Origin of the sequence: Campylobacter showae (assembly GCF_900573985.1) — a bacterium.
Lineage (GTDB): Bacteria > Campylobacterota > Campylobacteria > Campylobacterales > Campylobacteraceae > Campylobacter_A > Campylobacter_A showae_E.
In genome coordinates, this window is the sequence record NZ_UWOK01000001.1 from 1,757,447 (window position 1) to 1,780,231 (window position 22,785).

24 protein-coding genes are annotated in these 22,785 nt (G+C 46.0%); 14 read left to right on the forward strand and 10 right to left on the reverse strand.

What is annotated here, in order from left to right:
- Window position 1: 1 nt before the first annotated feature.
- The 6 genes from EE116_RS08770 to EE116_RS08795 form a co-directional block, all read right to left on the reverse strand.
- Complete coding sequence (locus tag EE116_RS08770; RefSeq protein WP_122874088.1) at window positions 2-544, reverse strand: HobA family DNA replication regulator; 543 nt, start codon at window positions 542-544, stop codon at window positions 2-4.
- The gene (locus tag EE116_RS08775; protein ID WP_122874089.1) at window positions 541-1,740 is read right to left on the reverse strand and encodes an aspartate kinase; all 1,200 of its coding nucleotides are present in this window, start codon (window positions 1,738-1,740) and stop codon (window positions 541-543) included. The genes EE116_RS08770 and EE116_RS08775 overlap by 4 nt, the downstream gene beginning before the upstream one ends.
- Window positions 1,740-2,207, reverse strand: coding sequence for an RNA pyrophosphohydrolase (locus EE116_RS08780; RefSeq protein ID WP_122874090.1), 468 nt, complete (start codon window positions 2,205-2,207; stop codon window positions 1,740-1,742). The genes EE116_RS08775 and EE116_RS08780 overlap by 1 nt, the downstream gene beginning before the upstream one ends.
- A gap of 204 nt (window positions 2,208-2,411) precedes the next feature.
- Window positions 2,412-3,164 (reverse strand): hypothetical protein, encoded by a 753-nt coding sequence (locus tag EE116_RS08785; RefSeq protein ID WP_122874091.1) that lies wholly within the window; start codon window positions 3,162-3,164, stop codon window positions 2,412-2,414.
- A 40-nt stretch (window positions 3,165-3,204) separates the two neighbouring features.
- Complete coding sequence (locus tag EE116_RS08790; protein ID WP_122874092.1) at window positions 3,205-4,341, reverse strand: PepSY-associated TM helix domain-containing protein; 1,137 nt, start codon at window positions 4,339-4,341, stop codon at window positions 3,205-3,207.
- Window positions 4,342-4,428: 87 nt separating this feature from the next.
- Window positions 4,429-6,390 (reverse strand): TonB-dependent receptor domain-containing protein, encoded by a 1,962-nt coding sequence (locus EE116_RS08795; protein WP_122874093.1) that lies wholly within the window; start codon window positions 6,388-6,390, stop codon window positions 4,429-4,431.
- 113 nt (window positions 6,391-6,503) lie between these two features.
- Between EE116_RS08795 and EE116_RS08800 the strand changes: the two genes are divergently transcribed.
- The 8 genes from EE116_RS08800 to EE116_RS08835 all read left to right on the forward strand — a co-directional run bounded on the left by EE116_RS08800 (window position 6,504) and on the right by EE116_RS08835 (window position 13,299).
- Window positions 6,504-7,454, forward strand: a complete 951-nt coding sequence (locus EE116_RS08800; RefSeq protein WP_122874094.1) for a helix-turn-helix domain-containing protein — start codon at window positions 6,504-6,506, stop codon at window positions 7,452-7,454.
- A gap of 264 nt (window positions 7,455-7,718) precedes the next feature.
- Window positions 7,719-8,771: a radical SAM family heme chaperone HemW gene (hemW, locus tag EE116_RS08805; RefSeq protein ID WP_122874095.1), complete on the forward strand. Its 1,053-nt coding sequence runs from the start codon at window positions 7,719-7,721 to the stop codon at window positions 8,769-8,771.
- 64 nt (window positions 8,772-8,835) lie between these two features.
- Window positions 8,836-9,240 (forward strand): Sec-independent protein translocase protein TatB, encoded by a 405-nt coding sequence (tatB, locus tag EE116_RS08810; RefSeq protein WP_122874096.1) that lies wholly within the window; start codon window positions 8,836-8,838, stop codon window positions 9,238-9,240.
- A complete protein-coding gene (gene tatC, locus EE116_RS08815; RefSeq protein ID WP_122874097.1) occupies window positions 9,240-9,989 on the forward strand; it encodes a twin-arginine translocase subunit TatC in 750 nt (249 codons plus the stop codon). The genes tatB and tatC overlap by 1 nt, the downstream gene beginning before the upstream one ends.
- 25 nt (window positions 9,990-10,014) lie before the next feature.
- Window positions 10,015-11,043, forward strand: a complete 1,029-nt coding sequence (gene queA / locus EE116_RS08820) for a tRNA preQ1(34) S-adenosylmethionine ribosyltransferase-isomerase QueA (RefSeq protein ID WP_122874098.1) — start codon at window positions 10,015-10,017, stop codon at window positions 11,041-11,043.
- 2 nt (window positions 11,044-11,045) lie between these two features.
- Window positions 11,046-12,068: a hypothetical protein gene (locus EE116_RS08825; RefSeq protein WP_122874099.1), complete on the forward strand. Its 1,023-nt coding sequence runs from the start codon at window positions 11,046-11,048 to the stop codon at window positions 12,066-12,068.
- A gap of 344 nt (window positions 12,069-12,412) precedes the next feature.
- Complete coding sequence (locus tag EE116_RS13305) at window positions 12,413-12,616, forward strand: VOC family protein (RefSeq protein WP_478210137.1); 204 nt, start codon at window positions 12,413-12,415, stop codon at window positions 12,614-12,616.
- 83 nt (window positions 12,617-12,699) lie between these two features.
- Window positions 12,700-13,299, forward strand: coding sequence for an alpha/beta hydrolase (locus EE116_RS08835; RefSeq protein ID WP_122874100.1), 600 nt, complete (start codon window positions 12,700-12,702; stop codon window positions 13,297-13,299).
- A 256-nt stretch (window positions 13,300-13,555) separates the two neighbouring features.
- On the opposite strand, the gene ruvX is transcribed toward EE116_RS08835, so the two are convergent.
- The 4 genes from ruvX to ilvC form a co-directional block, all read right to left on the reverse strand.
- The gene (gene ruvX, locus EE116_RS08840; protein WP_122874101.1) at window positions 13,556-13,930 is read right to left on the reverse strand and encodes a Holliday junction resolvase RuvX; all 375 of its coding nucleotides are present in this window, start codon (window positions 13,928-13,930) and stop codon (window positions 13,556-13,558) included.
- 208 nt (window positions 13,931-14,138) lie between these two features.
- Window positions 14,139-14,906, reverse strand: a complete 768-nt coding sequence (gene dprA / locus EE116_RS08845) for a DNA-processing protein DprA (protein WP_122874102.1) — start codon at window positions 14,904-14,906, stop codon at window positions 14,139-14,141.
- Entirely contained in the window at window positions 14,903-16,540 is a 1,638-nt protein-coding gene (locus tag EE116_RS08850; protein ID WP_122874103.1) for a divergent polysaccharide deacetylase family protein, read from the reverse strand. Before EE116_RS08850 ends, dprA begins: the two co-directional genes overlap by 4 nt.
- Entirely contained in the window at window positions 16,541-17,563 is a 1,023-nt protein-coding gene (ilvC, locus tag EE116_RS08855) for a ketol-acid reductoisomerase (RefSeq protein ID WP_122874104.1), read from the reverse strand.
- Between the two features lie 136 nt (window positions 17,564-17,699).
- Between ilvC and EE116_RS08860 the strand changes: the two genes are divergently transcribed.
- From EE116_RS08860 to rpsR, 6 genes are all read left to right on the forward strand, one after another.
- The gene (locus EE116_RS08860; protein WP_122874105.1) at window positions 17,700-18,518 is read left to right on the forward strand and encodes an HDOD domain-containing protein; all 819 of its coding nucleotides are present in this window, start codon (window positions 17,700-17,702) and stop codon (window positions 18,516-18,518) included.
- Window positions 18,515-20,434, forward strand: a complete 1,920-nt coding sequence (locus tag EE116_RS08865; protein ID WP_122874106.1) for an RNB domain-containing ribonuclease — start codon at window positions 18,515-18,517, stop codon at window positions 20,432-20,434. Before EE116_RS08860 ends, EE116_RS08865 begins: the two co-directional genes overlap by 4 nt.
- A complete protein-coding gene (gene holA / locus EE116_RS08870) occupies window positions 20,427-21,413 on the forward strand; it encodes a DNA polymerase III subunit delta (protein WP_122874107.1) in 987 nt (328 codons plus the stop codon). Before EE116_RS08865 ends, holA begins: the two co-directional genes overlap by 8 nt.
- A 90-nt stretch (window positions 21,414-21,503) precedes the next feature.
- Complete coding sequence (rpsF, locus tag EE116_RS08875; RefSeq protein WP_122874108.1) at window positions 21,504-21,890, forward strand: 30S ribosomal protein S6; 387 nt, start codon at window positions 21,504-21,506, stop codon at window positions 21,888-21,890.
- A gap of 9 nt (window positions 21,891-21,899) precedes the next feature.
- Entirely contained in the window at window positions 21,900-22,481 is a 582-nt protein-coding gene (locus EE116_RS08880) for a single-stranded DNA-binding protein (protein WP_122874109.1), read from the forward strand.
- Between the two features lie 14 nt (window positions 22,482-22,495).
- The gene (rpsR, locus tag EE116_RS08885; protein WP_002946417.1) at window positions 22,496-22,756 is read left to right on the forward strand and encodes a 30S ribosomal protein S18; all 261 of its coding nucleotides are present in this window, start codon (window positions 22,496-22,498) and stop codon (window positions 22,754-22,756) included.
- The last annotated feature ends 29 nt before the right edge of the window (window positions 22,757-22,785 follow it).

Here is a 22,785-nt window from a genome sequence, read left to right on the forward strand (position 1 = left end):
ATTAGAGTGCTACTTTCGCAAATAAAGCGGCGTCTATGCTCTTATCAAAAAGCCTAAACAGCGACAAAAGCTTGATATCTAGCGCGCCGTCGGAGGAGCTGAGATAAAAGCTATTTTGCGCCTGCTCGTCAAAAAGCCACATGTAGCTATCGTCCTTGCCTTTGGCTATCTGCGAGCTTTTTTCGGCACTTTTGCCGACGTAAAAAAATACGTAGCCGTTTGGAAAAGCAAGGCTAAGCATATCTAAAAGTAGCGAGACTTCCTCTTTTGAGCCGATATTTTCAAAAGACGGATAAAGCGCCTTTAGCGAGAAAAAAGGTAGCACGGGGCGGGCGTTTGTCGGTTTGTTTATATTTTTTAAAAAATACTCTTCAAACCAGCCACGCTCGCTATCTGTTATCAAGATAAACGCGCGTCCTTCGAGTAAAAATTTAAGCTTCGAGGCGAGCAGAGGCGTCCACTCAGTGCGCCTCTCCTCCATCCAGCTCATCAGCGAGCCCTCCTCGCGGATCGCCTCGAGCGTCCATTTTATAAAATCACTCATTTATCGAGTTTATAAGCTTCGTGTAGCGCGCGAACTGCCAGTTCGCCGTATTTTTGATCGACGATCATCGAGATTTTTATCTCACTAGTCGAGATCATTTGGATGTTTATACCCTCGTTTGCCAGCGTTTGGAAAGCCAAAGACGCTACTCCCGTGTGGCTTTTCATACCTACGCCCACGACCGAGACCTTGACTATCTCGTCGTTGTATAAAATTTCCCTCGACGCGCTTAGTTTATCCATGCACTCTTTTGCGACGTGAAGTTCGTTTTGCGGTACGGTAAAGCCAAGATTCGTCGTGCCGTCCTGGCCTACGTTTTGGATTATCATATCTACGTTTATGTTTTTTTCTGCAAGCGCGGTGAAAATTTCAGCCGCGATGCCCGGCTTATCGACCACGCCTCTTAAAGTTACTCTAGCTTGGTTTTTATCTAGCGCGATACCGCTTACAAGCACTGCTTCCATACTCTCTTCCTTTGTTATTAGTGTTCCTTCGTTGTGATTAAAGCTGCTTCTGGTGACTAAATTTACGTTTAGCTTTTTAGCTAGCTCGACTGAGCGGTTTTGCAGCACCTTTGCGCCTAGGCTCGCAAGCTCTAGCATCTCGTCGTAGCTGATTTTATCTAGCTTTTTAGCCTTTGGCTCGATGCGAGGATCGGTGGTATAAACTCCGTCTACGTCGGTATAAATCTCGCAAAGATCGGCATTTAGCGCGCCTGCGATCGCCACTGCGCTAAGATCGCTACCGCCTCGTCCCAGAGTCGTTACGTCGCCCTTTTCGTCTATACCCTGAAAGCCCGCTACTACGACGATCTTGCCCGCCTTTAGCTCCTCTTTCATACGCTTAGTATCTATCGCCTCGATCCTAGCCTTGGTATGCACGCTGTCTGTTATGATGCCCGCTAGCCTACCGCTTAGACCAACTGCGGGATAGCCTAAATTTATCAGCGCTATCGTTAAAAGCGCGCAGGTAACGCGCTCGCCGGAGCTAAGCAGCATATCCATCGCCACGCCGTCGGGAGCTTTCGTATAATGCTCGGCGTACTCCACCAACTGATTAGTCACGCCGCTCATAGCCGAGACCACGACTACGACGTCTGCTCCGCTTTTTTTAGCCTCTATCGCTCTAGCGGCGACGTTTTCTATCCTCTCAAGCGTCCCTACGCTCGTGCCGCCGTATTTTTGGACGATTAACATTAGATAAATCCTTTCTCTTTAAAGTAGCCGATAACCTTGCTATAAATCGGCTTTTTGAAGTGGTTTACGTCGCTCAAAACCTCGCTTGAGTTTATAAATCTATATTCGTCAAATTCGGGCTTTTTGGTGTTTATATTTATCTTCGCACTAGGTCTTAGCCGCACCAAAAAATACTTTTGCGTCTGCCCGTCAAAGTTATAAAATTTCCTACTGCTCGTACCCTCAGGGAAGTCGTAGCTAAGCCACTGCGGATACTCGCTGAGCACATCCACATCATCCGTACCTATCTCCTCTTTGAGCTCTCTTTTTAGAGCCTCGCACGGCGTCTCGCCGTCGTCTATACCGCCCTGGGGAAACTGCCAAATACCCGTCATATCGCACCTTTGCGCGATAAATATCCTGCAATCAAACGGATAAGAGGGCGCAAGTATGACCGCCGCGACGTTTGGTCTATATTTCTTTTCCATCTTTTTTTCCGAGATTTTTTAATTGTCGATTTTAACGAAAAATAGTTAAGATATAGCTAAATATCGCTAGCTTAGCGGAAAAATTTGACGCTTAGGCTTAAAATTTTTATTTAAAATTTAAAATTACGAATTTTACTTTTTGCGGTACATTGTGACGCGGTAAAATTTGCGCATTTTGCCTGACTATCCGCTAAATTTAAGCCGCTATTTTAGCTCCAGTATCGCTCGCACCTCTTCGTCGGTAAACAGACTCGCGCTTTCATGCTTTTTACGCTCGGGCGCGGCTTTTGGCTCGGCGCGCGGCGGCAAATTTTGCGCAGATTCGTTAAAATCAAATAGCGCAGCCTGCGCTGATGCGTCCGAGGCGGCCGTTTTTACGGCTTCATTAGAAGCGGATATTTTACTAGACGGTGCCGTTTGCGTAGCTCTGTCAAAAACAGGAGTTTCGCGCGGAGCGGCGGTTTGCGCGCTTTGGCTAGTTGGCGCAGTTTTGGTTATTTCGCTTAAAGCACTGGTTTGCGAAATAGCTTTTCCTTGCAGGCCGCCCTCTTGACGCGGCGCATTGTCCTGGCTGCTTTGCAAATTTTGCTCCCATACGCAAACCGTTTTCTCGATATCAGCCACTAAATTTTGTTCAAATTTAGCGTCGTCGTTAGCCTGAATACCTTCAGATTTTACGTTTTCATCAAATTTGACAGCCGCACTCTCGCCGCTCTCGTTAAATTTCTCGTCCTGCAAAAATAAAGCTCCGTCCGATAAAAGCTCGTCCTGCTCGTATTGGCGCGCAAAGAGCTCGCTTACGTTGATGGCGTCGCCGTTTTCTACGCTGGGCACCACATCGTTTACGCTCTGCCCGAGCTCCTCTATACCTGTTATACGCAGGCTCGGCATCACGGCTTTAAAGCTTTGCAAAATCGGCAAAAAAGAGCCGTCAAATCCATCTAAAATCACTCGCATATTTAGCCTTTTTCAGTTTTTTCGAGCGATTTTATCAAATTTATCTTTTGAGCCGTTTTAAGCTCATCCAAAAGCCGCTTATAACGAAAAACAAAACCGATGTCGAAGCTAAACAAAATATAAATTTACCGACCTCGCCCAAAAAATATCCCGAATGTAAGCTTAAAACCGCTTTATGAATCGCAAAAGGCCTAGGCATCGAGCTTTTAGCATCGTCAAACCTCGCGTGCCTGATGATTTGCCCCTTGGCGGCGTTTATCGTCATCGTATTTACCTTATCGTCCTCTTCCAGCCCTTTGTCAAAGTAAAATATCATAAAATTTTCGCCGTCTTCTTGCGTGATGACGTTAAAAAGCTCGTAATCCTCTCTATCTCGTTTAAAAATATCTATCGCGACCTCTAAATTTGCTATCTTGCCCTCGTCCTCCAGCGAAAATCCCCTCACCTGCGTAAAGCTCTTTTTTCTAAAAATTTCTTTTTCGCCAAGCGCGTTATTTACGAGCTTTGCCGCCCAGTCATACGACCAGTAAAGCCCCGTAACGCTCATAAAAGCCAAAAATAAACAAAGATAAACGCCCGCAAATCCGTGCAGACTGTATAAAAACGCATAGCCTTTGGCCTTGATTTTTAAAGTAAACGCGCGCATAAATTTAGTTTTAAAACTAGGATAATAGATTATTAATCCAGATATAACCAAGATAATCAAAGCGATAGAACAAATCGCAACGATATGCTTGCCTATAAGCCGCAACGTCTCGTTTTTGCTAAGTCCAAGGCCTAAGTTAGTATGTAAATTTAACATTAGTCCGATAAATTTATCGCCGAAATTTTCGCCCGTTATCTCGCCGGTGTATTGATTTATAAAATACGACTTAAACTCGCCTTTAGCATTCGTGCCGGATATGCCTATAGCGTGATTTGCGTCAGAGTTTATCTTGTAGTAGCTAAGCGTAAATTTTGGCTCCTTAGCTTTAAAAATATCTAAAATTTCTCTCGCGCTAAGCTCTTTTTCGCCTCGCTCGACGAAGGTTTTTTGCGAGTTTGCAAGGTCTATAATCTCGTCGTGATAGGATATGACCGCGCCGCTAAGAGCGACGATAAGCAGCGGCAAAACACAGGCTAGGCTTAAAATCAAATGAACATTAAACCAAAATTTCTTTTTCTTTAAAAACGGCATCTTTCTCCTTAAATTTAAGCTCAAATTTTAAAAACCGGTAGCAGAGTGGCGATCGCTACGCACCGCCCCGCTTAAATTCGGCTAAATTTAAAAATTTACGTTAAATCCGAGCCTATATTTAATCCCGTCGGCGATCAAAATTTCATAGCGTCCCGACTTTGTCGTTACGTATTCGTTAAAGATATTATAAACGCTAAAATTTACGCTCGCGTTTTTAGTTAGCTTGTAGCTTGCGCCCGCGTCAAATAGCGTATAATCCTTTATCTCCTCGTCTCCAGGCAGTCCGTAAACGGCTCTGGTTTTGCCCAGATAGTTCATCTGCGTCCAGAAATTTAGATCAGGCATCGCGTCGTAATCAAGCCCTATTTTTACGGTATGGACGGGTAGATTGTTTAGAGATTTGCCCTCGTACGCGCCCGATTTTTGCTTTGATTTAGTATAAACGTAGCTTGAGTGCAGGGCTAAATTTGATAAAATCTGCCAGTCTGAGGCGAGCTCGACGCCCTTTACTTCGGCTTTGCCGATATTTACGCTCTCCCAGATGCCGCGCCTATAGGTCTTGCCGTTATGCACGCAAGGAACGCCCGGGCGTGCGACGCAAACTGGCTTCGTGCCTAGACCGTCTTTTATCCGCGTATAAAACGCCATCGCCGAGACGTTAAGGCTCTCGTCCCCGTACGCGACGCCCGCCTCGTAGTTTAGGCTGGATTCGGGCTTTAGGTCGCTTTTACCCAGCTGTGCTCCCATACCGCCGGCAAAAGGCAGAGCAAGCCCGTCGGTTCGCATCTTGATATCTGGCGTCGAGTAGCCTGCCGACACGCCGCCTTTTAGCGATAAATTTTCGCTTAGATGATACACGGCATATCCGCGCGGAGATACGTGTCCGCCGTAGTCTTTGTCGTGATTATACCTTAGGCCGGCAGTTAGCGTGAGCGCGTCGGTCACGTCAAAATCATCTTCGCCGTATAGGGAAAAATCATATCTCTTTACGTTTGCGGCGTCGGCCGTCGTTGCCTTTTCGTTTAGCCTTTCTCTTCTGTATTCAGCTCCCAGGCTCAGCGTGTTGTTATCAAAAAAATACGTTCCCTTGGTATTTAGCGTCGTCGTTTTTAACGTGAGGTCTTGCTGACCGCTTTCTTTCATATTATCGTGCATTAAAAAGCTTTCAAGCAGCAGCTTGTCGTATTTGCCCGTATGCGAGAGCGAGGCGGTATATCCGCTCATCTTCTCAAAAGCCACGCTCGTGTTATCGCTAGCCGTGCGGTTTAGCGTCTTGCCTTCGGTGCGCTCGTATTTATTTACTACGCGGCGCAGATCCAGCGCTATTTCGTCGTTTTCGGTGGCGTTATACATGATTTTCGCGCCGAAATTTACGTCCTCGTTTTTGCGGTTCGTAAAGACTCGCTCATCTTCAAATTTGTGAAAATACCGCCCGTAAAGCGCGATGCCTAGCACGTCCGGGATCACTGCGCCGTTTGCGTAAAAGCCGGTTTGATAGTCGTCGTTTATCCCGCTTTTGCCTGCAAGCGTGTAGTAGCCGTTTACGTTACCGCTAAATTCGTTTGAAAAGCCCTTGGTGATGATGTTTATCACACCTCCCATCGCATCTGAGCCGTATAGCGAGCTCATCGGCCCTCGCACGATTTCGATACGCTCGATCGTGTTTGCGGGCGGGAGGAAATTTTGAGCGCTACCGACCGCGCGAAGCCCTCTATACGCGCTATCGCTGGTCGCAGGGCGGCCGTCTATTAAAATTTTAGTGTATTTTTGACCAAGGCCTCTCATCGTGATACCGCGTCTGCTAGCCGCCCCCAGCGTCGCGCCGAAAACTCCCGGAGCGTCTTTTACGACGCTTTCTATATCTTGATGGTTGCGCCTGGCTATCTCTTTTTGCGAGATTACCGAAACGGAGGCGGGCGCGTCCTTGATATTTTGTTCAAAACCCGTCGCGCTAGTTACGGTAACTTCGTTTAGTTTTACTTCATCGGCCGCCTGCGCGCAAGATAGTGCTAGGCAAGCTAGCATAGAAATTTTAGGCATACTTTTCACCTTTAGACTCCTTATTTAAATTTAAACCCTATTTTACTATAATCAGATAATTATTATCAATACTTAGGCAAACGGTAGAGGGATTTTTATCAACGCTAAAAGGATAAAAGCAAATGAAAGTCGAATTTAAAGATATTTTACGAGCAAACGAACAAGAAATCGCGCAAAATTCGGTGCGCTACGGACAAAGCGCGTGGCAAGAGCAAGATAGAAAATGTAAAGTCGAGTTTTTTAAAGGCACAAGCGGCGCAAGCTACTGCAGGAGCGAAATAATCTGTAATAAAAGCGTAAAAAGACGGCTTGAAAGGAGCGCTGGCTACTGCTTTTTGCTCTTTAACGACGCAAGAGCGGACGCCGGGCTTAAGGCGGGTAAAAAAACTTTTTGCCTAAAGGCCGGAGAGTTTTGGATGGGACGCGTGGATAGCGGATTTGAGGGCGTTTGCGAGTATCAAAGTAGCAGCTACGCCGGGCGATGCATCGTGCTAAAAAACGAGCTGGCCGGCGAGCTAGCGGCATTTAAAAATCTAGGCGAAGAAAACGAAATCTGCATCCAAACGGCTAAGATAAATTTAGCCCAAAGCCTGATTTTACGGGAGCTTTTAGCTGCGAGCGAGTTTGAAGGTAAGATGCGCGAAATCTTTATGGAAGCTAAAATTTTAGAGCTAATCTACAAAAGCTTAGGCGCGCCTAAAACGCCCGAAGCCGATGAAAAAAAGCGCAATTTTAGCGACGAATACGTAAAAATTTTAAATAAAGCAAGGCAAATTTTACTAAGCGACGTCCAAAATCCGCCCAGCATAAAAGAGCTAGCCAGAGCGTGCGCAACGAATGAATTTAAACTAAAAACAGGCTTTAAAAGCTACTTTGGCGATACGATCTACGGGCTGCTAGCGACCGAGCGGCTAAACGCGGCAAAAAAACTTTTAGAGCGCGGAGACGTCTGCGTGAGCGAAGCCGCAAAAATCGTCGGATACGCCAGCGCTCCGCACTTTGCAAAGATTTTTAGAGAAAAATTCGGCGTTTTGCCAACGCAAATTTTAAAACAAAAGAAATTTTACACGTAAATTTAACGCTTGCAAAGCTTTGCGGGCGTTAAATTAAAATCAAATTTAAACGTATCGGCGCGACTTTTTAAATTTAACGAGCGGTAAAAACGGCGGTAAATTTTAAATTTAAAAGCGTCAAATAGCTTGTCGGAGTCGGTTTTGCGCCTAAATCCGGCCAAAATTTACCGCAAACCTGCACATAAACGGCACAAAAGCAAAATATCAAACGCCGCGCGATAAAGCCGTAAAATCTGCTAAAATACGGCAAAAACAAAGGTCAAAATGCTTCTTTACGTCCACATCCCCTTTTGCGAGAGCAAATGCCCCTACTGCGCTTTTGGCTCGGTGGTGGGCAAACGAAATTTAACGAGCGCGTATTTTGACGCGATGATTGCGGATTTTAGAGAGCAAATTTTAAAATTTGACGTAAAAAAAGGCGAGATCGAGACGCTTTTCATCGGCGGAGGGACGCCAAGCGCCGTGGACGGTGGCTACTACGAGCGGCTATTTGAGGCGGTCGCGCCATATCTGGCGGCAAACGCCGAGATCACGACGGAGGCAAATCCAAACTCTGCAAGCCTAAAGTGGCTCTCGCAGATGAAATCATACGGCGTAAATCGCGTGAGCTTCGGCGCTCAAAGCTTTTTTGAAGATAAGCTTAAATTTCTCGGGCGCATCCACGACGCAAAGCAGATCTACGAAACCATCATAAGCGCCAAGACCGCGGGGCTAGAAAATATCAATGTAGATCTCATCTACGGCACGAAACTAGATACCAAAAAACGCCTCGAGCAAGAGGCACAAAATATCAGAAATTTAGGCGTTTCGCACATATCGGCGTATTCGCTAACGCTTGAAGAAAATACGCCCTTTGCCGGCAAAATAAACTACGCAAAAGATAGCCCGAGGCTAGCTAAATTTATGATAGACCGCATCGAGGAGGCCGGGCTAAAACAATACGAAATCTCAAATTTCGGTCAAATTTGCAGGCATAACCTCGGCTACTGGCAGGGCAAAAATTACCTTGCCCTGGGCGCTTACGCGGTCGGATTTTGGCTGGATCATCGTTTTTATAACGCTTCAAATTTAAATGCCTACGTAAAAAATCCGCACGCTAAAAAAATCGAAAATTTAAGCGCGGACGAGCTAAATTTAGAGCGTATATTTTTAGGCGCTAGAAGCATCGTGGGTATCGATAAAAACAGCCTAAACGCCGAGCAAGAGCAAAGAGCTTTGCTACTAAAAAAGAGCGGGAAATTAAAATTTAAAAACGGGCGATATTACACTAAAAATTTCCTCACCGCGGATGAAATTTCTTTATTTATCGCGGGTTGATTTATGCAAATTTGAGATAAAAAACGCTAAAATGAACGCTTTAAAATAAAATTTAGGATAAAAAATGTTTGGCATGAGCTTACCCGAGATCATCGTCATAGCCGTCATCGCGGTATTATTTTTAGGACCCGATAAGCTTCCTAGCGCGATGGTCGAGATAGCGAAATTTTTTAAAACCGTTAAAAAAACGGTCAATGACGCAAAAAGTAGCTTCGATCAAGAGATAAAAATCCAAGAACTCAAAGAGGACGCGAAAAAATATAAAGAAAGCATCGCAAAAACAACCGAAACGGTGCGAAAAAAGCTCACGTTTGAGGAGCTTGACGAGCTCAAAAAGGGCGTAAACGACGTCGCTAGCGGCATCACGGACGGCCTAAACGACGTAAAAAAGAGCGTCGAAGCGGTCAAAAATCCGGGCGAAGCCGTCAAAAACGCCGTTTTAGGCGATAACGAGAAAAAAGAGGCGTAATGTTTGAAGAGCTAAAACCGCATTTAGTAGAACTTAGAAAAAGGCTTTTCATCAGCGTCATGACCGTGATCGTGATGTTTGTAGTGTGCTTTAGCTTTTGGAATCAAATTTTAGACTTTATCATCGCGCCGCTGCAAAACACTCTGCCCGATAACCAAAAAATGGTCTTTCTCGAAGTGCAAGAGCCATTTTTCGTAGCGATGAAGGTGGCGTTTTTTACGGGATTTTTGCTCTCGTTGCCCATCATTTTTTGGCAGTTTTGGCTGTTTGTAGCGCCCGGGCTTTACGAAAACGAGAAAAAATACGTCATACCCTTCGTGATCTCGGCGACCTTTATGTTTCTCGTTGGCGCGGCGTTTTGCTACTACGTCGTCGTTCCTATCGGCTTTGCATTTCTTATAAATTTCGGCCAACAGCTCTTTTCCGCGATGCTAAATATCGGCGGCTACGTCGGGTTTTTTACGAAACTAGTGATTGCATTCGGTATCGCATTTGAGCTTCCCGTTATCACCTTTTTCCTCGCTAAACTCGGCCTAGTCGATGATAAGATGCTCAAAAACTCCTTCCGCTACGCTATCGTCGTGATTTTTATATTTGCCGCGATCATGACGCCTCCTGATATCCTCAGCCAGTTTTTGATGGCGGTGCCTCTCATCGGTCTTTACGGGCTTTCTATCTTTATAGCCGCCCGCGTAAATCCGGCTAAAAACGAGGAGTCGGAAACCGACGAAGAAAAAGAGGACGAATAGTCATGAAACAAGGTAGGCTAGCCAAATGAGTCAAATTTTAAATCCAAACTCGCTTGACGCCTACGACTACGAGCTACCGCCGGAGCTAATCGCAAATTTCCCGACCTTTCCCAAAGAGGACGCGAGATTGCTAGTCTACGAGCGAGCTAGCGAAAAAATCTCTCATCAAAAATTCGGCGATTTGCCCGAAATTTTACCGCCTTGCGATATTATTTTTAACGATACCAAGGTCGTAAAGGCTAGAATTTTCGGCAAAAAAGATAGCGGCGGCGAAACGGAGCTTTTGCTAAACTCTCCGCTTGCGGACGGTAAATTTAGCGTCTATATAAAAGGCAAAGTCCGCGCGGGCAGCATTTTAAATTTCGGCGAAAATTTGACCGCCGAGGTCTGCGAGCTCTTTGAGGACGGCTCTCGCACGGTCAAATTTAGCCAAAACAGCGAACTTTTGGATACGGCTGCGCTTTATAAAATCCTATCTCGCATCGGTCACGTGCCTCTGCCGCCCTACATCAAACGAAGCGACAACAAAGACGACGAGAGCTGGTATCAAAGCGTGTTTGCTAAAAACGAGGGCGCGGTGGCGGCTCCGACGGCTAGCTTGCACTTTAGCGACGAGATGATCGTGCGCCTAGCCAAAGACCGCGAGATAGCCTACCTCACGCTGCATGTGGGCGCGGGGACGTTTAAGGGCGTGGAGATCGAGGATATCACGCAGCACAAGATGCATGCGGAGTTTTACGATATCCCGCAAGATACGCAAAATTTGATAAACTCAAACAGACCGATCCTAGGCGTAGGCACGACGGTGACGCGCTGCGTAGAGGAGTTTGCCAGAAGCGGCAAGTCTAGCGGCGAGTGCAGACTGTTTTTAAATTTAAACAATAAACCCATCCGCCAAAACTACCTGCTTACGAATTTTCACCTGCCAAAATCGACGCTAATCATGCTAGTAACCAGCTTTGTCGGACTTAGGCAAACTATGCGGATTTACAAAACCGCCGTGGAGCAAAAGTACAAATTTTACTCCTACGGCGACGCGATGCTGGTTATATAGCCGTGAGTTTCGCGTATATTTTCCTGATTTTTGCCGCGCTTTATCTAGCGGTTTTGGGCGGTTGCTATTTTATGGATAAATTTAGAAGGTCAAACGGCGTGATAAAAAAAGAAACTACGCAAAAAAACGGCGCGAGCGAAATCGGCGAATCTAGCGAGACAAATACGCTACCCAAAGTCGATATCGCGGGCGGTTTGCTATTTTTGGCCTCCTCGCTAAACGAGGATGCGCAAAAAAACACGAACTACGTGCTGCTAGACTACGATATCGCCTACCCTAGGCTATTTTACGCGAATATCGCAGCTCTTGCAAAGCTCATCGACGCGATGGCTCAAATTTTCCTTTTAAACGTCTCAAACTCGACCGTTACGATCAAATTTTTACTCTCGAACTACCACAAAAATAACATCAAATTTACCCTTAGCGTCCACTGCGATCACGACTTTTTTACGGTCAAAAGCACGCCTCGCGTAAATATGAACGCGCAAAGCCGTAAATTTTACGAAACGGCAATGGCGCTGGCCGAGCAAAACGGCTCGAGCATCAGATTTGAGTTTGATCACGGCATACGCGCTAGCACCGAGATTTCGCTGCGTCTTTGCGGCGATAAGCTTGATCTCATGAAAAGCTTTAAGATAAAAAATCCCAAAAATTTTAGCGCCCTCGTCGCCGAGCCCAACCCGCACTCATTTAATATCATCAAAAAAGATCTCGAATTTATCGGTATCGACGTGAAGCCGAGCAACGAGTGGAGCATCGTAAAACGCCACATAGAGGATATGATATTTCGCTCAAACGTCGTCTTTATCGAGGAGAGCCTGCTGCGCGAGATAGATGACGCCCTAGCTACGCTTTTGATAGAAAAAAAGATCGCGCTAGTCGTGCTAAAAACCACGAACGCGGCGGTAAATTTAAACCTGAAAATCCGCGTTTGGACGCTAGTTCAGCCCTATCTCTCCGATACTCTGGTGCGTATCTTAAACGAAGCTTACGAATTTGAGACGCAAAACGGGGATAAAATTTAGCTTTTTGAAATTTTACTCGCATTTTTAAAGCTCGCCCAACTGCCCTGCTTCGTTTGATAAGCTCAAATTTGACCCAAAACCTCTACCTCAAAATGATATAATAAGCCCAAATAACGGAGGCTAAAATGAATAAAATAACCTGCATCTGCCTAGGCGTGCAAAGGGCGCAAAGGGTGCTGAAATTTTACAGAGACGGCCTGAGATTTTAAACGTACTGCAAAGAGGACAATCCGCCCGTTTGTTTTTTCAATACGCCGGGGAGCAAATTTGAGCTCTGCCCGCTAGACGCGCTGACGCGAGATATCAACGAAAACGATCCGCCAAAGGACAGCGGATTTGGCGGCATCACGCTAGCCTATAACGTAAAAAACAAAGAGGACGTAGCTAGAGAGCTAGTAAAAAAGGCGGGCGGAACCATCGTCAAGGAGCCCCAAGATGCGTTTTGGGGCGGATACCACGCGTATTTTGCCGATCCGGACGGATACTACTGGGAGGTGGCTTGGGGGCCTAATTTTAAATTTGACGAGGACGGACTACTCAAGTTTTAGAGCAAACGGCGTTAAAGCGAGCTTTATTTTGTACGTTCGCTTGCAACAAAGCTAAAATTTAGCGGCAGCAAAAAGGAAAAATCATGAAAAATATAGTCGTGTATATACACGGTAAAGGCGGAAGCGCGCAAGAAGCGGCCCATTTTCAACAGTTTTTTGCGGATAGCGACGTGCTGGGATTTGATTACGAGGCTCGCGCGCCGTGGGAGGCGAAAGAGGAATTTGCGCCGTTTTTTGAGCCTATCCTTAAAAGCCGCAAATCCGTGACGATTGTCGCAAACAGTATCGGCGCGTTTTTTGCCATGCATGCCTTGCAGGGCATGGAGATAAAAAAGGCGTATTTTATCTCCCCTATCGTAAACATGGAAAATTTGATACTAAACATGCTGTCACGGGCAAACGCGAGCGAGGAGGAGCTGCGAGATAGGGGCGAGCTCGATACGGAATACGGAGAAAAACTTTCGTGGAAATATCTTTGCTACGCCAGAGAGCATCCTATCTGCTGGACGGCGCCGACGCATATTTTATACGGCGAAAAGGACGATCTAACCTCTTTTGAAACGATTTACGAGTTTGCAAACCGAATCAAAGCAACGCTTACCGTCATGAAAAACGGCGAGCATAGGTTCCACACGGCAGAGCAAATGCGTTTTTTAGATGACTGGATACGGCGCTATAGCTGATCGGCGGGCTGTCGTCAGAGTAAATTTGACTCCAAATCGTAACGCGCCTAACCCGCAAGTCAAATTTAACTTGCAAACCCGCAAATTAAGCCGCTTTTAAAATTTTACGTAAAATCTCGGCTAAATTTACAGCCGAGACGTAAATTTGACTCAAATTTACTCACTCTATACGAGGCAACGATCAGCCGAGACGGCCCTAACGTAACTCTGGCGCAAAACTAAAATTTGCCGCCATTTTACCGCGCGCCAAATTTGCTCAAAGTCTCAAATACCGCTTTAAAATAATCATCGCCGCGATGCTATCCAGGCGTCCGTCGCGTCTGCCCTCGGCGTAAATTTCGCTCGCCTCAAAGCTACTCATCGCCTCGTCCTGATAGACCACCTCGCCGTCAAATTCGAGCAGCGACACGAAGTGCTCGATCCGCCGCCGCATCTCATCCTCGCTAGATCCCCCAAGCGGCACGCCCACGACTAGCTTTTTTGCTCCGTATTCGCGCAAAACGGCGCTAACGTCGCGCGCGGCTTGATTGCGATTTTTGCGCAGCACGGGTGTTTGCGGCATCACGGTTTGCCGGACGGCTAGCGCCAAGCCGATACGTTTTAGCCCAACGTCGATGGCCATTATGCTCATTTTCGTCCTTTAGATTTTCTCAAATTTAGCGATAAATTTGACGGCAGACAGGCTCAAATTTGATAGCCACGCTCCGTCAAATTTACAAAATCAAACGTCGCCGAAATGCATTTACCGCCGTCAAGCCGATAAATTTTTACTTCAAATTTTACCGCCGTTTTAACAAAAACTCGCGCGGCGCAAATTTGAGCTCAAAAGCCACTAAATTTTACTCCGCAAATACCGTAAGCCCAGATATTCGCAGCTTGCCTTCGAGTTCATATTCATAAATTTTATCGCCGAATTTTGCCAAAGCTGCATCGAGGCTCGCGCCGTTTTTACAAAATTTTATCACCTCGTCCTCTTGCGCAGGTGCGGGTTTACCGCCGAAACGAAGCGCAAAGGCGTCAAAATCGTTTATCAAATTTGCCGCACCGCTAGCTACTAGCTCGTTTGTCCCATCGCTCTCGCCTAGGCGCTGAGGCAGCGTAAATATCGGCACGCCAAGCTCCTTTGCCATGCGCGCACTTTGCATCGAGCCGCTTTTAGTATCCGCCTGCGCCACGACTAGAGCCTGCGAGAGCGCGACTACGATGCGGTTTCGCTCCAAAAATCTATAAGCAAGCGGCGGCTCATCGGGGGCGTATTCGCTCAGAGCCAGCGCGTTTTGATAGATTTCCTTGATGATTTTGGCGTTGCTTGGCGGGTAGATTTTATTTAGTCCGTTGCCAAAAACCGCGATAGTATGCGGATATGCGCCCTTGTGCGCGGCGATATCTACGCCGATGGCCGCCCCGCTAACTACGCAAACGCCACTGTTTGCCAGCGTCCTAGCCAGCGCCTCTACGCACTGCCTGGTGTAAGCGCTTGCCTTTCTAGAACCCACGATCGAGACCATCGGACGCTCAAGCAGGGCTAAATTTCCCTCGAAATACAGCTTTGCCGGCAGCTTTTTAAGACGCAAAAGGCCGCGCGGAAGCTCGGTTAAAACGTTCAAAAAAGGTCCTTTAGATAAACAACCTCGACCTCTTGCAAGAGTTTTGCGCTTTCTTGTAGGACTTCTAGCGTGTTTTTGTGCGGATGGCCGATTGCGATGGCGTATGAGCGCTTTTTGGCTAGCTCGACGGCATATTTTAGCTGCTTTCGCACAGCAGCTTTGGAGCCGTCGTGATCCAAGAATACGTCGCGCGCGATGTATGGCATAGAGTATTTTTTCGCCGCGCCGTAGACCTTGGTCGGCGAGGTCGTCTTGCTATCGACAAATATCAAATTTTCGTCACGCACCGCCCGCATCATCCTATCCATCGCGGCCGCATCGCTCGTAAATCGGCTGCCCGTGTGGTTGTTGATGTATTTTAGATTCGGAAAGTCTCGCTTGATGTTTTGCAGCTTTTTCGCGATCTTTTCGTAGTCGTCGTCGACCGTGAGAGTGCCTATCTCAGCACCCTTAAAGCCGCCTAGAGCCTGCATGGGCAGGTGGATCATATAAAAGCTAAAGCGCCGCGCCAAAACAGGCGTTTCGGGGTGGGCGGAAGTAGCCGGGAAAAAGGACGGCGTGAGCTTTAGATTGACCGATTTTATCGCGTCTGCTTGGTGCTTGTACGCCACGTCGTCGATGATGATGACTAGGCGCGGTTTGTAGCCCGCTTTTACGGTGGCCTTTATCTCGTTTGCCTCGGTTGCGCTTTTTTTATCCATCTTTTGCGTGTCGGCAAATTTGGCTTTTTCGTTCTTTTTAGACTTTTCTTTTTCGATCTTTTCTTGCTCGTTTTTCTCGGCGCTTTGCGTCGCATTTTCGGCGTCAAATTTCGCCTCGACCTGCCCCGCCTGATCATTTGTGACACTGTTTACGTCGCTAAATTCGATATGGATTTTTTCTTTTTTTAGCGCTTGCTCGAGGGGGTTATTTTGCGCCTGCGACATAGGCGTATCGTCAAAGATCACGGCTTCGGAATTTGCAAAAATATGCGTTCGCTGAGGCGTTTGCGAGGCGTCAAATTTGACGTTAACGCCGCTATTTTGAGCGGATTTAGCAGGCTCGTTTTTAGAGCTTAAATTTGTCAAATTTAGCTCGCCGACCTTTTTGGCATTTGCGCCGTCCAGCTCGGAGGTATCGCGGGATGCTAAATTTACGCTCTCGGGCGAGATTTTATCTTTGGTCGCAGGTGCGCCTTGCCTGCTTTTATCAAATTTAGCCTGCTCGTTTATCAAATTTTGATCGTTTTTTTCTTCAGCTCTAGCTTTTTCGCCGCCGATTTTTATTTTACCTTTAGCATCCGCCTCGTCAAAAAGCGCCTTGATATCGGTCAAATTTGCTCTCGAGTGCACGCCTGAGGCCGCTTGCGCGTCTTTTATGGTGACTTTTTCAGAGCTGTTTGAGGCCGAAAGGCTTGGTTTGTGGCTTAAATTTTGTTTTTGCTCGGACTCGCTTTTATCGCCGAAATACCGCTCGATTTTAGCGATCAGCGCGTTGTCGCTTTTAACCTTTACCCTGACGTCCAGCAGATAAAATGCCCCTGCAATCAAGATACAGGCGATGAGAAAAACGGAAAGTAGTAGCTTTAGTCCGCCGCGCGAGCGCCCCTTTTTGGAGCGCCTTTTCGCGGCTTTTTTTCTAGGTTTCGAGTTCAATTAATTTTTGCTTTGGTCGATGAGTTTGCCCGAGCTGATCCAAGGCATCATGGAGCGTAATTTTTTGCCGGTTTGATTTAGTAGACTTCTTTCGGCGATGCCGCGCTCTGCGTTCATGCGTACGTATCCGGCCTTGCGCTCGAGGATAAAGTCTTTTGCAAATTTACCGTTTTGGATCTCTTTTAGGATTTCTTTCATCGCTTTTTTGCTGTCTTCGCCGATAACGCGCGGTCCGCTCACGTAGTCGCCGTACTCTGCGGTGTTTGAGATAGAGTAACGCATATCCGCCATGCCGCCTTGATACATTAGATCCACGATTAGTTTTAGCTCGTGCAGGCACTCAAAATACGCCATCTCAGGCTCGTATCCCGCATCTACCAGCGTCTCAAAGCCTGCGTTTACCAGCGCACAAAGTCCGCCGCAAAGCACCGCCTGCTCGCCAAAAAGATCGGTTTCAGTCTCGTCTTTAAATGTAGTTTCTATGATACCGGTTCTGCCGCCGCCGATCGCGCTAGCATAGCTTAGAGCTAGTTCTTTTGCTTTTCCGCTTGCGTTTTGCTCTACGGCGATTAGATCAGGGATGCCGCCACCTCGGACAAATTCGCTCCTTACGGTGTGGCCCGGCGCTTTTGGAGCGATCATGATGACGTCGATGCCTTCAGGAGCTTTGATCTGTCCAAAATGCACGTTAAAACCGTGTCCAAAGGCTATCGCGTCGCCATCGTTTAAATTCGGCTTTATATCTCGCTCGAAAATTTCAGCTTGAAGCTCGTCAGGAGTCAGTATCATTATGACGTTTGCGGCCTTTGCGGCTTCGGCTACGGTTTTTACCTCAAAGCCCTTCGCCTCGGCCTTCGCCCAGCTTTTACCGCCCTTTGCTAGACCCACGATCACCTTTACACCGCTATCGCGTAAATTTTCAGCATGCGCGTGTCCTTGCGAACCAAAACCTATCATCGCCACGGTTTTGCTTCTAATCAAGCTTAAATCGCAATCTTTGTCATAGTAAATGCTTACTGCCATATTCTCTCCTTTTAAAAAATTTGCGAGATTATACTATTTAGTCGCTAAAATAAGCTTAACATATGTATTTAAGTTTTTTAAAAAGCCTTTTAGTGTAGAATTGTCACTTACGAAATCTCGATGCAAAGTGTAAAAAATGAATGAATCAATTTATAAACATATAAAGGCTCTTCCGCCGCTTGACGATACGATAATAAAAATTCAAACCGTTTGCTCAAACGACAATAGTTCGCTTAACGACCTATCTCAAATAGTCGAAAAAGACCCGATGTTAACGGCGAATATACTGCGCTCGGCAAACTCTCCTCTTTATGGATTTAGCAGAGAGATTACTACGATATCAAGAGCAGTTACGCTATTTGGCATGGCGACTATACGCGGTTTCGCTCTATCAAGCGCTGTCAAAAAAAGCTTTAAGATAAATTTAGATCCTTACGGTATCACTAGTCAAGATTTTTTAAATATTTCTATAATGCAAAATGCCCTAATGTATAACTGGTATTCGAAAATCAACGCTAGCGAGCTTACCGTTTTAAGCCCCGCCTCGTTTATGTTAGAAGTGGGCAAAATCGTCATCTCAAACGAGCTAAACGAAACAGGCAAAGCTGATGATTTTAAGGCAAAATTAAAAAATATTTCAAGCCCTTTTGATTTATCTGAGCTAGAAAACGAGATCGTCGGTATCTCTAACGAAACCGTAACGGCTAAAATTTTCGAACAATGGAACCTTGAGCCTGAGCTTGTTGACGCGATTTTATACTCAAACAACCCAGACGATGCGCCTGAACACATAAAAAGCTACTCAAAAGCGCTTAAGGTAGTAAAAAATGCTGTCAATATCTTTAACCAACTAAACGACGACAATCTGCAAAATACGTTAATGTGCCTCGACGAATACGGCTTTGCGCAAGATAAATTTTTAGAAGCCGTCGCAAAAGTCAAAGCGAATTTGTGAAAGAATTTTTAACTAAACTACTTGACGGAGCGAGTGAAAAGGAAGTCGCCTCCGCCGATAAAGAAATCCTACGAAATTTACTAAATTTAAACGCCGTAAGCCGCCACAAAGATCGCTACTATCTAAATAACGGCTTTGTTTGCGGCAAACTCGATATAAGCGCGAACGGCACGGGCTTTTTGACGCCATACGACAAACGTTTTAAGCAAGATATAATAATAGAAAATAAAAATTTAAACGCCTCGCACTACGGTGACATCGTACTGGCAAAACTCCTGCCGCTAAAGAAAAAACGCCAAAGTGCCAAGGTCGTGATGACGCTAAAACTCGCCAACGAAACGAGCGTAGTTTATACCAAGCAAATAGGCTCGGTGATCCTTGGCGTAAACGTAAAAACAGCGCTTAGCTCGCCGCTAAAAGCCTCGCAAAAATCGCTAAAAATGCTGCCGCCTGGCACGCTACTAAAAATCGGCAACCTAAATAACGAAATAGTCGAGGTTATCGGCAACATAAACGACCCGCTCAGCGACGAAAAAATTTCGCTCGCCGTATTTAACAAAAATGATGAATTTAACGAAGAGTGCGAAGCCGAAGCGATCGCATGGGGCGACGAGGTCGATCCTACGATGTACCCGCAGCGAGTGGATTTGCGGGGTTTGCCATTTTGCACGATAGACCCCGTCGATGCTAAGGACTTTGACGACGCGATATATTTTGACGAGAAAAAACGCGAAATTTACGTCGCGATCGCCGACGTCAGCGAATACGTCACGCCATACTCTCCGATAGACGCAGAAGCCAAAACGCGCGGATTTTCTATATATTTTCCGCACAAAGCCGTGCCGATGCTACCGCGAAATTTGAGCGAAAATATCTGCTCGCTTAAGCCAAATACCGCGCGCCTTGCATTTTGTTTCAAAATCACGCTAGGCGAAGAGGACGAAGTCGCAAAAGAAGAGCTCTTAGAAGCCGTTATCGTCTCACAAAGACGCTTTAACTACGACGAGGTCGATCAAATTTTACGCGGCGAACGCGAAGACGAGGCCGGCTGGATCAAGCCTCTTTTCACGCTCACATCGCGCCTGCGCAAAAAACGCCTGAAAAACGCATTTGACTTTAGGACGCAGGAGCTTCGCATGTGCCTTGACGCAGGCGGCGGGCTTGCCTCTACGAGATTTGAGACTGATACCGACTCGCACAGACTAGTCGAAGACTGTATGCTACTAGCCAACATCGCGGCGGCAAAACGCATCGGCAAAGGTGTTTTTAGAAATCACGGCTCGCCGGATCTGCGAAAAATACAAATTTTACTCGAAGACCTCGGTGCCCTGGGCTTTGACTTCGTTTATGAGAGCGATATTGCAAATTTGGTTCGCAAAATCCAGGCCCAAGCCGACGCCGTAGGCAACCGCGAAGAGATCGACAAACTCATCATAAAATCGCAAAAAAAGGCCGAATACGGCGCACAAAATTTAGGCCACTTCGGGCTGGGGTTTGAGCGCTACACGCACTTTACGAGCCCGATCCGCCGCTACTCCGACCTCACGCTACACCGCCTTTTAAAGGCCAAACTGCGCAACGACGAGAAATTTTTTAACTACCTGCTTTTAAATATTGAAGCAACTTGCTCAAATTTAAGCGAACTCGAGCGCGAAGCCGACAGAGTCGCGTTTGATTTTATGGATAGGAAATTCGCGCGCTGGGCAAAAGAGCGCATCGGACAGCGATTTAACGCCTATATCAGCGAAAATCAAAACGTCGCGGTCGCTAGGCTGGACGACGAGATAAAGGGCGCTAGGATATTTTTGGGCGCGTACGGCGTAAATTTGCTACAAAAAGTCATCGTCGAAATCACGGACGTAAATATCGCGACGGCTGAAATTTTTGGCAAAGTCGTAAAGAAAATCGATGTATAGAAAAGAGCTAGAAGCCGCGCTAAATTCGGCTAAATTTCCAAATTATTTTTTGCTTTACGGAGCGGACGAATACCAAATCGAGCTTTTTGCAAAGGAAATTTTAGCCAAATTTAAAGATTTCGAAATTTTGAGCCTTTACTACGACGAGTACGATTTTGACGCTGCACGAGCGCATCTTTGCGAGCCTTCGCTCTTTGGCGGCAGTCCGCTTTTGCACGTAAAAAGCGACAAAAAAATCCCCGCGAAAGAGCTAAAAATCCTGATAGACGGTTGCAAAAACGGCGGCGTATTTATCTTCGAGCTTTTTGAGCCCGACGCCAAAGCCGTTTTTGATACGCAAAAGGCTTTCGGGGCAAATTTTGCGAGATTTTTTAAACCCGGCTCGCCCGAAGAGGCAGTAAATTTACTCGGCAGACAAGCTGCAAAAATGAGCCTAAATATAACGAGAAACGCGCTTTTTGAACTCTACCGCATACACAACGAAAATTTATATCTAGCCGCAAGCGAGTTAAATAAACTAGCCTCTCTAAACGAGCCCATAAACGAAAATATCGTAAGAAGCTTGGTCTTTTCGCTATCAAGCGTTAGTTTTGACGATTTTTTCGATAAATTTATCGCGCTAAAAGATATCAGGGCCGATTTTTTCTCCTGCGCGGATGATGGAAATTTTAATGAAATTTTGTTTATAAACTCGCTTTACCGTGCATTTTTTAGGCTCTTTAAACTACATGCGGGTATCAAAATAACAGGCAAATTCGACATCAAAGAAACGCTCGGCTACGCGCCGCCACCAAACGTCGCAAACGAACTAAAAAGGCAGTGTCTGGCGATAAATTTAAAAGCGTATAAAGAAATATTTACCGCGCTAAATTTGGCGGAATTTGAACTAAAAACAAACTCTATCCTCGATAAAAAAACTTTTCTGCTCTCCTGCGTGCTGAGCCTGCAAAATCTTATCGGCAAAAACAGCAAATATTAAGTAAAAAAAAGATAAAATCAGCTCTTGTCGAAAGACTTCCTTGCCCGTTTGCAACCGCGCAAACGAGCTTAATACCCACAAGGAGAATCAATGAAGCACTACGAGCTTTTATTCATTTTGAAGCCTACTTTGACGGAAGAAGAAGTAAGCGCAAAAGTTGATTTCGTTAAAGAAATCCTAACCAAAAACGGCGCAAATATCGCGTCTGTGCAGTCTATGGGCACTAGAAAACTAGCCTATACCGTAAAAAAATACGAGCGCGGAACTTATTTCGTCGTGTATTTCGAGGCTCCGACTCAAGCTATCGCCGAAGTCGAGCGTATCATCAGAATCACCGAAGAGATCATCAAATTCTTAACGGTCAAATTTGAAAACAAAAAAGAGATCGCCGCTTGGGAAAAGATGAGCAAGGGCATCAAACTAAACAAAAAAGAACCGAAAGTCAAAGCAGAAGAAGCTCCGGCAGCGCAAGAATAAGGACGAAAAATGTTTAATAGAGTCGTTTTGGTAGGAAATTTAACACGAGATATCGAGCTTAGATATACGACTGCGGGCGCAGCCATAGGCAACAGCGCTATCGCTGTAACGAGAAAATTTAACGTAAACGGCGAAAAACGCGAAGAAACGTGCTTTATAGACATAACATTTTTCGGAAAACAAGCGGAAATAGCAAACCAATATCTTTCCAAAGGCTCAAAGCTTCTAGTGGAAGGTCGATTAAAATTCGACCAATGGACAGACAACAACGGACAAAATAGAAGCAAACACACGATCAGCGTGGAAAATATGGAGATGCTAGGCGGAGGACAACAGCAAGGCGGATATAATCAAAATAGTAATCAAGGCTATCAGCAAGGCGGTTATCAAAATAACAGCTACGGCGGCGGCTATCAAGGCGGACAAAATCAACAAAATAGCTACGCTCAAGGTGGCGTGCAAAGGCAAAATTTTAATAAACCGCAGCAACAAAAGCAACAGCCAAAAGACGAATACTATGGCGATAACGTCCGAGAAATAGATATAGATGCCGACAAATACGATGACGGCGACGAAACGATACCATTTTAATTAAGGAAAAAACGATGGCTGAAAAAAGAAAATATTCACGCAAATACTGCAAATTTACAGAGGCAAAGATAGATTTTATCGACTACAAGGACACTTCGCTTTTGAAGTACTGCTTGTCAGAGAGATTTAAAATCATGCCAAGACGCCTAACAGGCACTTCTAAAAAATACCAAGAGATGGTCGAAAAAGCTATTAAGCGCGCTCGCCAAGCAGCTTTGATACCTTACGTAGTCGATCGCGACGACGTAGTAACCAATCCTTTTGAAGGGCTATAATTTTTAAGCCCTTTTTAGGGCTTAATTTT

Coding starts and splice junctions, on each gene's coding strand:
- EE116_RS08770 (WP_122874088.1), bottom strand. CDS start 544: ATGAGTGATTTTATAAAATGGACGCTCGAGGCGATCCGCGAGGAGGGC.
- EE116_RS08775 (WP_122874089.1), bottom strand. CDS start 1,740: ATGTTAATCGTCCAAAAATACGGCGGCACGAGCGTAGGGACGCTTGAG.
- EE116_RS08780 (WP_122874090.1), bottom strand. CDS start 2,207: ATGGAAAAGAAATATAGACCAAACGTCGCGGCGGTCATACTTGCGCCC.
- EE116_RS08785 (WP_122874091.1), bottom strand. CDS start 3,164: ATGCGAGTGATTTTAGATGGATTTGACGGCTCTTTTTTGCCGATTTTG.
- EE116_RS08790 (WP_122874092.1), bottom strand. CDS start 4,341: ATGCCGTTTTTAAAGAAAAAGAAATTTTGGTTTAATGTTCATTTGATT.
- EE116_RS08800 (WP_122874094.1), top strand. CDS start 6,504: ATGAAAGTCGAATTTAAAGATATTTTACGAGCAAACGAACAAGAAATC.
- hemW (WP_122874095.1), top strand. CDS start 7,719: ATGCTTCTTTACGTCCACATCCCCTTTTGCGAGAGCAAATGCCCCTAC.
- tatB (WP_122874096.1), top strand. CDS start 8,836: ATGTTTGGCATGAGCTTACCCGAGATCATCGTCATAGCCGTCATCGCG.
- tatC (WP_122874097.1), top strand. CDS start 9,240: ATGTTTGAAGAGCTAAAACCGCATTTAGTAGAACTTAGAAAAAGGCTT.
- queA (WP_122874098.1), top strand. CDS start 10,015: ATGAGTCAAATTTTAAATCCAAACTCGCTTGACGCCTACGACTACGAG.
- EE116_RS08835 (WP_122874100.1), top strand. CDS start 12,700: ATGAAAAATATAGTCGTGTATATACACGGTAAAGGCGGAAGCGCGCAA.
- ruvX (WP_122874101.1), bottom strand. CDS start 13,930: ATGAGCATAATGGCCATCGACGTTGGGCTAAAACGTATCGGCTTGGCG.
- ilvC (WP_122874104.1), bottom strand. CDS start 17,563: ATGGCAGTAAGCATTTACTATGACAAAGATTGCGATTTAAGCTTGATT.
- EE116_RS08860 (WP_122874105.1), top strand. CDS start 17,700: ATGAATGAATCAATTTATAAACATATAAAGGCTCTTCCGCCGCTTGAC.
- holA (WP_122874107.1), top strand. CDS start 20,427: ATGTATAGAAAAGAGCTAGAAGCCGCGCTAAATTCGGCTAAATTTCCA.
- rpsF (WP_122874108.1), top strand. CDS start 21,504: ATGAAGCACTACGAGCTTTTATTCATTTTGAAGCCTACTTTGACGGAA.
- EE116_RS08880 (WP_122874109.1), top strand. CDS start 21,900: ATGTTTAATAGAGTCGTTTTGGTAGGAAATTTAACACGAGATATCGAG.
- rpsR (WP_002946417.1), top strand. CDS start 22,496: ATGGCTGAAAAAAGAAAATATTCACGCAAATACTGCAAATTTACAGAG.